The 12,519-nt window shown below is 68.0% G+C and carries 14 protein-coding genes; 7 read left to right on the top strand and 7 right to left on the bottom strand.

Going from position 1 to position 12,519, the window contains the following annotated elements:
* Positions 1-9: 9 nt before the first annotated feature.
* Together kynU and kynB are read right to left on the bottom strand one after the other, a co-directional pair.
* Entirely contained in the window at positions 10-1,284 is a 1,275-nt protein-coding gene (gene kynU / locus ACS5NL_RS07450; protein WP_439353039.1) for a kynureninase, read from the bottom strand.
* A 19-nt stretch (positions 1,285-1,303) separates the two neighbouring features.
* Positions 1,304-1,930 carry an arylformamidase gene (gene kynB / locus ACS5NL_RS07445; protein WP_439353037.1) on the bottom strand — a complete coding sequence of 209 codons (627 nt, stop codon included), beginning with the start codon at positions 1,928-1,930 and terminating at the stop codon, positions 1,304-1,306.
* A gap of 202 nt (positions 1,931-2,132) precedes the next feature.
* Here kynB and ACS5NL_RS07440 point away from each other — a divergent pair, with 202 nt between their 5' ends.
* From ACS5NL_RS07440 to ACS5NL_RS07430, 3 genes are read left to right on the top strand one after another with little or no spacing between them, the layout of a single operon-like run.
* Positions 2,133-2,441, top strand: a complete 309-nt coding sequence (locus ACS5NL_RS07440; protein ID WP_439353035.1) for a FeoA family protein — start codon at positions 2,133-2,135, stop codon at positions 2,439-2,441.
* Between the two features lie 2 nt (positions 2,442-2,443).
* Positions 2,444-4,321, top strand: coding sequence for a ferrous iron transport protein B (gene feoB, locus ACS5NL_RS07435; RefSeq protein ID WP_439353033.1), 1,878 nt, complete (start codon positions 2,444-2,446; stop codon positions 4,319-4,321).
* Entirely contained in the window at positions 4,318-4,512 is a 195-nt protein-coding gene (locus ACS5NL_RS07430) for a hypothetical protein (protein WP_439353031.1), read from the top strand. The genes feoB and ACS5NL_RS07430 overlap by 4 nt, the downstream gene beginning before the upstream one ends.
* Before the next feature lie 18 nt (positions 4,513-4,530).
* On the opposite strand, the gene ACS5NL_RS07425 is transcribed toward ACS5NL_RS07430, so the two are convergent.
* The 4 genes from ACS5NL_RS07425 to ACS5NL_RS07410 are packed head-to-tail and all read right to left on the bottom strand — an operon-like array spanning position 4,531 to position 7,955.
* Positions 4,531-5,448, bottom strand: coding sequence for a class I SAM-dependent methyltransferase (locus tag ACS5NL_RS07425; protein WP_439353029.1), 918 nt, complete (start codon positions 5,446-5,448; stop codon positions 4,531-4,533).
* 9 nt (positions 5,449-5,457) lie between these two features.
* Positions 5,458-5,778 carry a YkgJ family cysteine cluster protein gene (locus ACS5NL_RS07420; protein ID WP_439353027.1) on the bottom strand — a complete coding sequence of 107 codons (321 nt, stop codon included), beginning with the start codon at positions 5,776-5,778 and terminating at the stop codon, positions 5,458-5,460.
* Between the two features lie 8 nt (positions 5,779-5,786).
* Positions 5,787-6,734, bottom strand: a complete 948-nt coding sequence (gene argF / locus ACS5NL_RS07415; protein WP_439353025.1) for an ornithine carbamoyltransferase — start codon at positions 6,732-6,734, stop codon at positions 5,787-5,789.
* 18 nt (positions 6,735-6,752) lie between these two features.
* Positions 6,753-7,955, bottom strand: a complete 1,203-nt coding sequence (locus ACS5NL_RS07410) for an aspartate aminotransferase family protein (RefSeq protein ID WP_439353471.1) — start codon at positions 7,953-7,955, stop codon at positions 6,753-6,755.
* Between the two features lie 242 nt (positions 7,956-8,197).
* On the opposite strand from ACS5NL_RS07410, the gene ACS5NL_RS07405 reads away from it, so the two are divergent.
* A complete protein-coding gene (locus tag ACS5NL_RS07405) occupies positions 8,198-8,518 on the top strand; it encodes a DUF3579 domain-containing protein (protein ID WP_439353023.1) in 321 nt (106 codons plus the stop codon).
* 95 nt (positions 8,519-8,613) lie between these two features.
* A complete protein-coding gene (locus ACS5NL_RS07400) occupies positions 8,614-9,444 on the top strand; it encodes a TIGR00266 family protein (RefSeq protein WP_439353021.1) in 831 nt (276 codons plus the stop codon).
* Positions 9,445-9,590: 146 nt separating this feature from the next.
* Here ACS5NL_RS07400 and rpsT read toward each other — a convergent pair whose 3' ends face one another.
* A complete protein-coding gene (rpsT, locus tag ACS5NL_RS07395) occupies positions 9,591-9,887 on the bottom strand; it encodes a 30S ribosomal protein S20 (RefSeq protein WP_347250784.1) in 297 nt (98 codons plus the stop codon).
* A 118-nt stretch (positions 9,888-10,005) separates the two neighbouring features.
* Here rpsT and murJ point away from each other — a divergent pair, with 118 nt between their 5' ends.
* Both murJ and ACS5NL_RS07385 read left to right on the top strand, forming a co-directional pair.
* Positions 10,006-11,571, top strand: coding sequence for a murein biosynthesis integral membrane protein MurJ (gene murJ / locus ACS5NL_RS07390; protein WP_439353019.1), 1,566 nt, complete (start codon positions 10,006-10,008; stop codon positions 11,569-11,571).
* Between the two features lie 36 nt (positions 11,572-11,607).
* Positions 11,608-12,471, top strand: a complete 864-nt coding sequence (locus ACS5NL_RS07385; protein ID WP_439353018.1) for a SirB1 family protein — start codon at positions 11,608-11,610, stop codon at positions 12,469-12,471.
* Positions 12,472-12,519 lie beyond the last annotated feature (48 nt).

The raw sequence follows: 12,519 nt of genomic DNA, 5'->3' as shown, positions 1-12,519 counted from the left end.
GCGTCTCCTTCAGGTCACCGCGTGCTTGCGGTTGAACTCGGCGCGTTTCCACTCGCCGGTTTCCAGCACCTGCTTGAGCTGCTCGACCGCGTTCCACACATCCACAAAACCGATGTACAGCGGCGTGAAGCCGAAGCGCAGGATGTCCTGGTGCCGTGCGCCGTCGCCGGCGCGGTAGTCGCCGATCACGCCGCGCGCGATCAGGGCCTGCACGATGGCGTAGGCGCCTTCGTCCTTTGTCAAACACACTTGAGAGCCGCGTTGCGCGTGCTCGCGCGGCGTCGCCAGGCCCAGGCCGTGGCCGGCGCAGCGCTCTTCGACCAGCTGGATGAACAGGTCGGTCAGCGCCAGCGACTTGGCGCGCAGCGTCGCCATGCCGCCGAAGGGATCGGCGCCCAGCACGGTGTCGACGCCGCATTCCAGGGCCGCCAGGCTGATCATGGGTTGCGTGCCGCACTGGTAGCGGGTGATGCCCGGCGCGGGCCGGTAGTCGGGCGTGAATTCGAACGGGGTGGCGTGGCCCCACCAGCCGGCCAGCGGCTGCCAGAAGCGGTCGGCGTGTCGCGGATTGACCCAGACGAAGGCGGGTGCGCCGGGACCACCGTTGAGGTACTTGTAGCCGCAACCGACCGAGAAGTCGGCTTTGGCCTTCTTCAGATCCACCGGCACGGCGCCCGCGCTGTGCGCCAGGTCCCACACGGTGAGGATGCCTTCGGCGTGCGCGGCGGCGGTCACGGCCGCCATGTCGTGCATCGCGCCGGTGCGGTAGTTGACGTGCGTGAGCATCAGGATGGCCACGTCGGCGGTCAGCGCCGCGGCGATCTCCTCGGGCTCGACCAGCAGCAGCTCCATGCCGTGCTGCTTGCACAGGGCTTCGGCGATGTAGAGGTCGGTCGGGAAGTTGCTGCGCTCGCTCACGATGCGTTTGCGCTGTGGCGCATCGGCGGCGGCGATGTTCATCGCGGCGGTCAGCACCTTGAACAGGTTGACCGAGGTGCTGTCGGTGGCGACCACCTCGCCAGGGCCGGCGCCGATCAGGCGCGCGATCTTGTCGCCCACTTTCTGCGGCATCTGGAACCAGCCGTGCTTGTTCCAGCTCTGGATCAGGTCGGTGCCCCATTCCTGCGTCACCACCTGGGCCACGCGGCCGGGCGCGGCGCGCGGCATCACGCCCAGCGAGTTGCCGTCGAGGTAGATGGTGCCATCGGGGAGGTTGAACTGGTCGCGCAGGTCGCGCAGCGGGTCCTGGACATCGCGCTGCAGGCAGTCTTCTCTGGTGGTCATGGTGTTGTCTCCGTCGGGTTCAAAGTTCTCGCAGCACCGCGCGCACCGGGCTGGCATCGGCGGTGGTCAGTTTCAGGGGCAGGGCGATCAGTTCGTAGTCGCCCTCGGGCACGCCGTCGAGCAGCAGGTTCTCCAGCACGCGCAGGCCGCGCTGGCGGATGGTCTGGTGGCTGTCCAGGGTCTTGCTCTCGGCCGGGTCGATGCTGGCGCTGTCGATGCCGATCAGCAGCACGCCCCGGTCGGCCAGCAGCGCGACGGTCTCGGGCGCAAAGGCGGGCAGGGCGGTGTCGAAGCGGTCCTGCGGCATGCGCTCATAGACCCGCACCAGCACCCGTTCCGGCAGGTCTTGCATGGCATGGGCCAGGTGTTCCGGCTTCACCAGCGGCCCGCAGCCGATGGCGTGAATGACGCGGCAGGGGCCGAGGAAGGCCTGCAGATCCACCGCGCCGATGGCCGCGCCATCGGGGTCGTAGTGCAGCGGCGCGTCGGCGTGGGCGCCGACGTGCGGGCTCAGCGTGATGGCGCTGACATTGACCGGGCAGCCCGGACCGATGCTCGCGACCCACTGTTGCGCGTAGGCGGTATCGCCCGGAAACACCGGCGAGGCGGCGTGCACGGGCGGGGAAATGTCCCAGAGCTTTTTCATGGTCTGGCGAAGGTAGCACCGGGGAAAAAACCGTGGTGTCGGTTATTTCCAACGAGAAGCAAAAATACTTGAGGTCTAAACAAATTGATCGGATGCCGGAAATCTGCCCGGACCTTGACAAAAGCCAAATGCGAAACATTTTCATTCCCGTACAGTCGTTCCATACGGAATCTCCATCACCACCACCATGCCCGAAGCCTCCATGCGACTGAATCTCCCGACCGATGGCACGGTCTCCGCGTCTTCCCGGCCCTGGGTCGGGCTGGATGCCTGGCCACCACACCGTCCGGCCGAGCTGATGGCCCTGGCGCCGGCGGGCGACGACGAGCAGGCGCGCACCCTGCACCGGCTGGCCGAGATCGGTTTCCTGCCGGGTGAGGTGCTGCGGGTGGTGTCGCGCGGCTGGCTGCGGGGCGGCCCGATTGCCGTGCGCGTCGGACAGTCGACCTTCGCCCTGCGGTCCCACGAAGCGGCGCTGCTGCGCGTGCGCGCCGCCCAGCCGGACGCCTGAGCATGGACACCGCCGCCCCCAAACTCGCCCTGCTGGGCAACCCCAACTGCGGCAAGACCGCGCTGTTCAACCTGCTGACCGGCACCCGTCAGAAGGTTGCCAACTACGCCGGTGTCACGGTCGAACGCAAGTCCGGCTGGGTCACCACACCGGCCGGCCACCGCGCCCAGCTGCTGGACCTGCCCGGCACCTACAGCCTGGCCCCGCTGAGCCACGACGAGGTGGTCACGCGCGATGTGGTGACCGGTCGGCTGGCGGGCGAGGCGCGGCCCGACCTGCTGGTCTGCGTGGCCGATGCGACCAACCTGCAGCTGAACCTGCGGCTGGTGCTGGAGGCGCAGGCGCTGGGCCTGCCGATGGTGCTGGTGCTCAACATGTTCGACGTGGCGCAGGCGCAGGGCATGCGCATCGACCACGCGAAGCTGGGCGAGCGGCTGGGCATGCCGGTCGTGACGGCCGTCAGCGTGCACAGCGACGGCGCGAAGGATCTGCTGGCCCAGCTGGACGCCACGCTGGCGCAGGGCCTGGCGGGGGCGCATCCGGCGCCAGCGGCGGGCGGCGACGTGGGCGACATCGACCCGGTCTGGCTCAACACCCGCGTGCGCGAGCTGCTGGCCGACGTGCTGCAGGTGCCGCCGCGCCGCTGGGCGCTGAGCGACCGCATCGACCGCTGGGCCATGCACCCGTTCTTCGGCTATGTGCTGCTGGCCGCCTTGCTGATGCTGATGTTCCAGGCCGTGTTCGCCTGGGCGGCGTGGCCGATGGACGCGATCGAGGCCGGCATGGGCTGGCTGGGTGAGCAGGTGTCGGCCCACATGGCCGATGGTCCGCTGCGCAGCCTGCTGGTCGACGGCGTGATCGCCGGGGCGGGTGGCGTGCTGGTGTTCCTGCCGCAGATCCTGATCCTGTTCTTCTTCATCTTCCTGCTGGAAGACACGGGCTACCTGCCGCGCGCGGCCTTCCTGATGGACCGGCTCATGGGCACGGTGGGCCTCTCGGGCCGTTCCTTCATTCCGCTGCTTTCCAGCTTTGCCTGCGCGGTGCCCGGCATCATGGCCACGCGCACCATCAGCCACTGGCGCGACCGCTGGCTGACCATCCTGGTGGCGCCGCTGATGACCTGTTCGGCGCGGCTGCCGGTGTATGCGCTGCTGATCGCGGCCTTCATCCCCCAGCGCGAGGTCGGAGGCGTGTTCAACCTGCAGGGGCTGGTGCTGTTCGGCCTGTATGTGGCCGGCATCGTCAGCGCGATGGCGGTGGCCTACATCGTTTCGCGCCGCACGGCGGGCGGGCGGCAGACGCCGCTGCTGATGGAACTGCCGGCCTACCGCCTGCCCAGCGTGCGCAACATCGCGCGTGGCCTCTGGGAGCGCGCCAACATCTTCGTCAAGCGGGTCGGCGGCATCATCCTGGCGCTGATGGTCCTGCTGTGGTTTCTGTCCAGCTACCCCGTGCCGCCCGAGGGCTTCACCGGGCCGGCGGTGGAATACAGCGCAGCCGGTCGCCTGGGGCACTTCCTGGCGCCGCTGTTCGCGCCGCTGGGCTTCGACTGGCGCATCGTGGTGGCGCTGATTCCGGCGATGGCGGCGCGAGAAGTCGTGGTCGCGGCGCTGGGCACGGTGTACGCGCTGAGCGCCTCCGGCGACCAGGTGGCCGAGGCGCTGGGCGGCGTGATCGGGCACCAGTGGTCGCTGCCCACCGCGCTGTCGCTGATGGTCTGGTTCATCTACGCGCCGCAGTGTGTGGCCATGCTCGCCGCCGTCAAGCGCGAGGCCGGCGGCGCGCGCCATGTGGCCATCGTCATGGCCTACCTGTTTGCCCTGGCCTATTTCGCGTCGTGGCTGACCTACCGCATCGCCTTGCACTGGAGTGCCGCATGAATGCCCAGACCCTGATCGTTGTCCTGTGTGTGGCGGCCGCGGTCGTCTACCTCGTGCGTCCGCCGCTGCGGCGCTGGCTGGCGCGGAGGGCGGCAGGTCCGGCGGCGGCTGCGGTGCCGGCGGACAAAGCGGGCGGTCCGGCCTGCGGCGGCTGCAAGGGATGCTCCAGCGCGTCCGGCGGCTGCCACTGAGCCGGCCGAATCAGCGCTTCACAGCGGCGGCAGCGATGCCACCATCACCTTCAGTGCCCGGTCGGGCGACACGTCCGCGAACACGGCCGGGTTGGCCAGCCGCTGCTCCATCACCATCGTCGGCGCTTCGGCCGCCAGCTGCTCGCGCAGGAACGATTCGGGCATTTCCGGCGCGTTCAGGCAGAGCAGGGCGCGACCGCCCGGCTTGAGCAGGTCCGGCAGGCGGCGCAGCAGGCGCGGCCAGTCCTTGGCCGCGACAAAGCTGCCCTTCTGGTAACTCGGCGGGTCGGCGATCACGAGGTCGTACGGCCCCATGCGCGTGACCTTGCCCCAGGAGCTGAACAGGTCGTGCGCGAGGAACTTGGCGCCGCTGTTCAAACCGTTGAGCTGGTGGTTCTGCTGGCCGGTGGTCAGCGCACCCTGCGCCATGTCGATGTTCACCACTTCCTTCGCGCCGGCTTCCAGGGCCGCCACCGAGAAGGCGCAGGTGTAGGCGAACAGGTTGAGCACCTTGGCGCCCTTCGCGTGCGCGCGCACCCAGCGCCGGCCTTCGGCCATGTCCAGGAACAGGCCGTGGTTCTGGCCGCGCTGCAGGTTCACGCGGTACTTCGTGCCGTCTTCCGTCACCCCGTGCGGCTCGGGCACGCTGCCGGCGAGCACGGTGGTTTCGCTGCGGCCTTCGCGGCGGGTCTGGAGCACGGCATTCAACGGGGTGTCGGGCGGCGCGAGCTGCGCGTGCCGCACCTGCAGCGCGGCCGTCAGCGCGGCCATTTCCTCTGACGTGGCGTCCCCGAACTTGGTGACCAGCCAGACGGGGGGAAAGGCGTCGAGGGTCCAGGCTTCACAGCCCGGATACCGCCCGCCACGACCGTGAAAGATGCGCTGCGCGTCCGTCGGCATGACAGCGCTGGCGATGGCGTCGAACAGGGCCTGCATGGATGGGTCTCAGGACGTCGGGTGTTCGCCGATGGGCGGCAGCCCGTGGCGGCGGCGGGCCTGGGCACAGGCGTCGCTGCCTTCTTCGAATTCGCGGCAGGGGTTGGGGCGCCACTCGTAGATGCCGCAGACGGCTTTCTCGCCGATCTTTCCCGACAGCGCCGCACAGCGCGGGCGGCCGTGGTCGGTGCCGCGCATGCGGCTGATGCTGTCGGTCACCGGCACCCACAGCCCGTCGGGCACGCTGCCGCCTTCGGACTGGGTCTCGAACACCGAGAAGTCCACGCGGAAGCTGGCGCAGCAGGCGCCGCAGGAGGTGCAGGCGCTCACGTGCCCAGTCAGGCCAGCTGGCCCAGCAGCAGGTACTCCATCAGCGCCTTCTGCACGTGCATGCGGTTCTCGGCCTCGTCCCAGACCACGCTCTGCGGACCATCGATGACCTCGGCGGTCACTTCTTCGCCGCGGTGGGCGGGCAGGCAGTGCATGAACAGCGCATCGGGTCTGGCCACGGCCATCATGGCCTCGTCGACGCACCATTGCGCGAACGCCGCGCGGCGCACCTCGTTCTCGGCCTCGTAGCCCATGCTGGTCCAGACGTCGGTGGTCACCAGGTCGGCGCCGCGGCAGGCTTCCTGCGGATCGCTGAACACCTTGTAGCAGCCGGGGTTGGCGATGCCGGCGAGTTGCGCGTTGACCTCGTAGCCACTGGGCGTGCTCACGTGCACGGTGAAGCCCAGCAGTTCGGCCGCCTGCAGCCAGGTGTTGGCCATGTTGTTGCCGTCACCGACCCAGGTCACGACCTTGCCCTTGATGGCGTCCAGCGGATCGCCGCTGGCGGCCGGGCGGTGTTCGACCAGGGTGAACAGGTCGGCCAGGATCTGGCAGGGGTGGAACTCGTTGGTCAGGCCGTTGATGACCGGCACGCGCGAGTACTGCGCGAACTTCTCCAGCTTGTCCTGGCCGAAGGTGCGGATCATCACGATGTCGACCATGCGGCTGATCACGCGCGCGCTGTCCTCGATCGGTTCGGCGCGGCCGAGCTGGCTGTCGCCCGTGGTCAGGTGCACCACCGAGCCGCCCATCTGGTACATGCCGGCCTCGAAGCTCACGCGGGTGCGCGTGCTGGCCTTCTCGAAGATCATGGCCAGGGTGCGGTCCGGGTCGGCGAAGGGCTGGTACTTCTGCACCGCCTTGAACTTGCCCTTGATGAAGGCGGCGCGGCGCAGCAGGTAGCCGTACTCGTCGGCGCTGAAATCCTTGAACTGCAGGTAGTGGCGGATGCTCATGCGGTGCGCTCCGGGCGATCAGCCCTGTTCTTTGAGGAAGGTCTCGATGATGGGCAGCAGGCGGGCGACGATCTCGTCGGCCTCGGCGGCGGTGATGATCAGCGGCGGCACCAGGCGGATCACGTTGTCGGCCGTGACCGACAGCAGCAGGCCGGCATCGGCCGCGCGCTGGGTGATCACGCCGCAGGGCTGGTCCAGCTCGATGCCGATCATCAGGCCCTGGCCGCGCACTTCCTTGACGCCCTTCTTGCCCAGCAGCGCGGTCAGCAGCTTGGTCTGCAGGTGCTTGCCGACCTTGGTCGCGTTCTCCAGCAGGCCGTCTTCTTCCATGATGCGGATGGTCTCGACGCCCGCGCGCATCGACAGCGGATTGCCGCCGAAGGTGGTGCCGTGGTTGCCCGGCTGGAAGATGTTGGCGGCCTTGGGGCCGGCGACGACGGCGCCGATCGGCATGCCCGAGCCCAGGCCCTTGGCCAGCGGCATCACGTCGGGCTGGATGCCGGCCCACTGGTGCGCGAACCACTTGCCGGTGCGGCCCATACCGCACTGCACCTCGTCGATCATCATCAGCCAGTCGTTGGTGTCGCACAGGGCGCGCACCTGCTGGAGGTATTCGATGCGCATCGGGTTGATGCCGCCTTCGCCCTGGATGGTCTCGAAGAACACGGCGACCACGTTGGGGTTGCCGGCGGTGGCCTTCTTCAGTGCCTCGATGTCGTTCACCGGCACGCGGATGAAGCCTTCGACCAGCGGACCGAAACCGGCCTGCACCTTGGGGTTGCCGGTGGCCGACAGCGTGGCGATGGAGCGGCCGTGGAAGGCTTTTTCATAGACCACGATCTCCGGGCGCTCGATGCCCTTGTCGTGGCCGTACTTGCGCGCCAGCTTCAGTGCCGCTTCGTTCGCCTCCAGGCCGGTGGAGCAGAAGAAGACGTTGGTCAGGCCCGAGCGCTCCACCAGCAGCCTGGCCAGTTCTTCCTGGCCGGGCACGTGGTAGTAGTTGCAGCAGTGGATCATCTTGGCCACCTGCTCCTGCAGCGCTTTCACCAGTTTGGGGTGGCCATGCCCCAGGGTGTTCACCGCAATGCCCGCCAGGGCATCCAGGTATTCCTTGCCATTGACGTCCCAGACGCGGCAGCCTTTGCCGTGCGACATGGCGATCGGCAGACGCCCGTAGGTGTTCATCACGTGGGGCGACGACGGGACGGCGGGGGCGGACACAGCGGCGTTCATACGGACTCCAGAGGATCGGGAAGGGGCCAAAAGAAAGCGGCTCAACGCAGGTTGAGCCGTTGAAAAGCGATTTTAGGCGCAGGAATGGGCATCATCTTTGCTTGTTGGGCATCAGAGCCATGCGGCACACTGCGGTCAACCCGGGGTGGTCCCGCCGCGCGGCCGGGTTAACCCTAGGCGCAAGTCTTATATAAGATAGAATACCGCCATCCGCAACGGCATCTCATTCCATGGCTGAGACCCCCACCGCCAAACAAGTGTTCATCCAGGGTGTGACCCGGGGTGGACGCACGTTTCGGCCCAGCGACTGGGCGGAACGGCTGGCGGGCGTGATGAGCCAGTTCCGCCCCGGCGGCGGCACCGCCCGCATCGGCAGCCACATCGCGTATTCCCCCTGGTGCGTGCCGACCGTGATGAACGGCGTGAAGGTCGTGATCGTGCACACCGACCTGCGCGAAGCCGAACCCATGGCCTGGGACTTCTGCATGAACTTCGCCAAGGACAACGACCTGCAGGTCGTTGAAGGCTGCCTGCTGCCGGACGTGAAATAGCCCACCCCCGCCGCGTTCTGGCATGGGGGCACCTCGCTCTGTCTTCCGCTATCCTCCGCCCGTCGGGCATGTGCCCTGTCTGAGGAGTGATTTCCATGGCAATGGACGTTGTTGACTACTACCTGCATGGCGACGACATGCAGTTCATCGAGATCGAGCTGGACCCCGGCGAGGCCGCGGTCGGCGAAGCCGGCAGCATGATGTACATGGAGGACGGGATCGCGATGACGACCGTCTTCGGCGACGGTTCGGCCGGTTCGTCGGCCGGCGGCCTGTTCGGCAAACTGCTGGGCGCGGGCAAACGCCTGATCACCGGCGAGTCGCTGTTCACCACGGTCTACACCAACCAGGGAAACGGCAAGCGCAAGGTCGCGTTCGCCGCGCCCTACACCGGCAAGATCATTCCCTTCGACCTGTCGCAGCTGGGCGGCACCCTGATCTGCCAGCGCGACGCCTTCCTGTGCGCCGCCAAGGGTGTGTCGCTGGGCATTGCCTTCCAGCGCAAGCTGGGCACCGGTTTCTTCGGCGGCGAAGGCTTCATCATGCAGAAGCTCGAGGGCGACGGTCTGGCCTTCGTGCACTCGGGTGGCACCGTGCTCCGGCGCGATCTGGCGCCGGGCGAGGTGCTGCGGGTCGATACCGGCTGCGTCGTGGCCTACACGACGGGGGTCGACTTCGACATCCAGTTCGTCGGTGGCGTCAAGACCGCACTGTTCGGGGGCGAAGGCCTGTTTTTCGCGACCCTGCGCGGCCCGGGCACGGTCTGGATCCAGTCGCTGCCGTTCGCCCGCCTGGCCTCGCGCATCTTCGCTGCAGCGCCCCGCACCCAGGGCGGTGGCGGCTCGGGTGGCGAGCAGGGCGGTCTGACGGCGGGCATTCTGGGTGGCGGCCTGCTGGGCGGCCTGATCGGTGGGGACGACGACTGAAACCGGTCGCCCAAAGAAAAACCGCCCCGAGGGGCGGTTTTCTTTTTTTTTGCTGGCAGCGCACCGTTTCAAACGGCGGACCAGGGAATCAGGGATTCGATGGTCCGGGCTGATGGCCTGCCGGGGCAGGCCGGTGGCCGCTGAAATTAAGCGGCGGTGGCCAGGGCCTTGACCTTGGCGGACAGGCGGCTCTTGTCGCGAGCGGCCTTGTTCTTGTGGAAGATGCCCTTGTCGGCCACGGTGTCGACCACGGCTTGCATCTTGGCGAACAGTTCGGCCGCCTTGGTCTTGTCGCCGGCCACAACGGCCTTCTCGACGTTCTTGACGGCGGTGCGGTACTTGGAACGCAGCGAGCTGTTGGCGGCGTTCAGTTTGACGTCCTGGCGGGCGCGTTTGCGGCCAGACGCCAGACGGGGGTTCTTTTTCTTCGGCTTGGTTGCCATGGTGAATATCCTTTAAGTGTTTGGGGATGTTGCCAGCAAAGCCCGCGATTCTATCACGGACCCCCCAGCCCAGCCAGTCCGTCCGCCCGGTGGTGAGGGCGGGCGGTACACTGCCCCGGTGTCGCTCTTCAAGTCCGCCTCTCTCGTTTCCCTGTTGACCCTGGCTTCGCGCATCACCGGTCTGGTGCGCCAGTTGCTGATTGCCGCCCTGTTTGGCGCCAGCCCGCTGACCGACGCCTTCAATGTGGCGTTCCGCATTCCCAACATGTTCCGCCGGCTGTTTGCCGAGGGAGCCTTCAGCCAGGCCTTCGTACCGGTGCTGGCGGGCGTGCGGGCCAAAGACGGTGACGAGGCCACGCGCGACCTGGTCAACCAGATTGCCACCGTGCTGGTCTGGGCCCTGCTGCTGACCTGCGTCGTGGGCGTGGCGCTGGCGCCGGTGCTGGTCTGGGCCATGGCCAGCGGGCTGAAGCAAAGCGCCGAGGGCTTCGAATCGGCGGTGTTCATGACCCGCTGGATGTTCCCGTACATCGGCTTCATGTCGCTGGTGGCGCTGTCGGCGGGGATCCTTAATACCTGGAAGCGGTTTGCCGTGCCCGCGGCGACGCCGGTGCTGCTGAACATCGCCATGATCACGGCCGCCGCGCTGGGCGCCCCCTGGTTCCGTTCGATCGGCATTGCGCCCATCTATGCGCTGGCGGCGGGCGTGATGCTGGGCGGCATGCTGCAACTGGGCGTGCAGATTCCGGCGCTGCTGAAGATCGGCATGCTGCCGCGCATCGGCTGGCGCTGGTCGCAGATCAGGGCCGCCTGGTTCTATCCGGGCACGCGCCGCGTGACCAGCCTGATGCTGCCCGCGCTGCTGGGGGTGAGCGTGGCCCAGATCTCGCTGCTGATCAACACGCAGATCGCCTCGCATCTCACTCCCGGCAGCGTCAGCTGGCTGTCGTACGCCGACCTGCTGATGGAGTTTCCGACCGCGATGCTGGGCGTGGCGCTGGGGGTGGTCCTGCTGCCGCAGCTGGCCGCGGCCAAGGCCACCGACGATGGCGCCCGCTACAGCCAGCTGCTCGACTGGGGCCTGCGCCTGATGGTGCTGCTGGCGGTGCCCAGCGCGCTGGCGCTGCTGACATTCGCCAAGCCGCTGGTGGCGGTGCTGTATCACTACGGGGCCTTCACCGCGCGTGACGTGGAGCAGACCTCGTACGCCCTGATGGGCTACGGCGCGGGCCTGCTGGGACTGGTGGCGATCAAGGTGCTGGCGCCCGGGTTCTACGCGCGCCAGGACATCCGCACGCCGGTCAAGATCGCGATCCTGGTGCTGGCGCTGACCCAGGCGATGAACGTTCTGTTCGTGCCCCGGCTGGCGCACGCGGGGCTGGCCCTGTCGATCGGGCTGGGCGCCATGGTCAACGCGACCCTGCTGCTGGTGGGGCTGATCCGCCGCGGCGCCTACCAGCCGTCGGCTGGCTGGGGCCGGTTCCTGTTGCAGGTGCTCGCCGCGAGCGCGCTGATGGCGGTGTTCCTGCTCTGGAGCGCCGAGACGGTGGACTGGACCGCTTTCGCGGGTGGTCGCCTGCTGCGGGTGGGCCTGCTGGCGGCGATCGTGGTGGGTGCGGCGGCTCTGTATTTCGCTGCGCTCGCACTTTCGGGTTTAAAACTTCGGCAATTCGTCCGAAAATGAGCCTGAGGGCGCGCTGACGGCGTCCGCCGAACGACCATGCCCACGCCCTTCGAAATCCCCTCGCCGACCCCGCTGGCCTACTTTGCCGCGCTGGTGAAAGACGACGACAGCCTGCCACTGCTGGAGGCGGCGGCGTCCATCGCCCAGGACGAGTACCCGGGGCTGGACGTGCAGGAAGTGCTCGACGAAGTCGACGTGCTCATCTCCCGCCTGCGCCGGCGCTGCCCGTCGGACGCCGACCCGCTGCAGCGCCTGCGGGTGCTCAACCAGTTCTTCTTCCGCGACCTGGGCTTCGGCGGCAACGTCAACGATTACCTCGACCCGGACAACAGCCACCTCAATGTCTTGCTGCGCACGCGCCGGGGCATCCCGATTTCGCTGGCTGTGCTCTGGCTGGAGCTGGCGCAGGGGATGGGCCTGAAGGCCCGCGGCGTGAATTTCCCCGGCCACTTCCTGGTCAAGATCAACCTGCCGGAAGGGCAGGTGGTGATCGATCCGTTCAGCGGCCAGTCGCTCAGCCGCGAGGAACTGTCCGAGCGGCTGGAGCCGTACAAGCGGCGCAACGGCCTGGTCGACGACTTTGATGTGCCGGTGGGCCTCTACCTGCAGGCGGCGCCGTCGCGCGACATCATTGCGCGCATGCTGCGCAACCTCAAGGAAATCCACAAGACGCAGGAAGACTGGCTGCGGCTGATCGCCGTGCTGGACCGCCTGCTGGTCCTGCTGCCCGATGCCTGGATCGAGTACCGCGACCGTGGCCTGGCCTGGGCCGAGATGGGCGATGCGCGGCTGGCGCTGACGGATCTGGAGCTGTACGTCGCGCACACCGACGATGCGCTGGACCGCGACGCGATCCAGGCGCGCATCCGCGAGTTGCGGCGCGAAACCAGCCGTGATTGACTGGTGCCCCCACGCTCCGCCGCTGTGCGGGTCGCTGCCCCCCGAGGG

It is taken from the genome of Hydrogenophaga sedimenti (assembly GCF_051857515.1).
Lineage (GTDB): Bacteria > Pseudomonadota > Gammaproteobacteria > Burkholderiales > Burkholderiaceae_C > Hydrogenophaga.
Note: the sequence above shows the minus strand (reverse complement) of the source record. Positions and strands in the feature narration are given on the sequence as shown.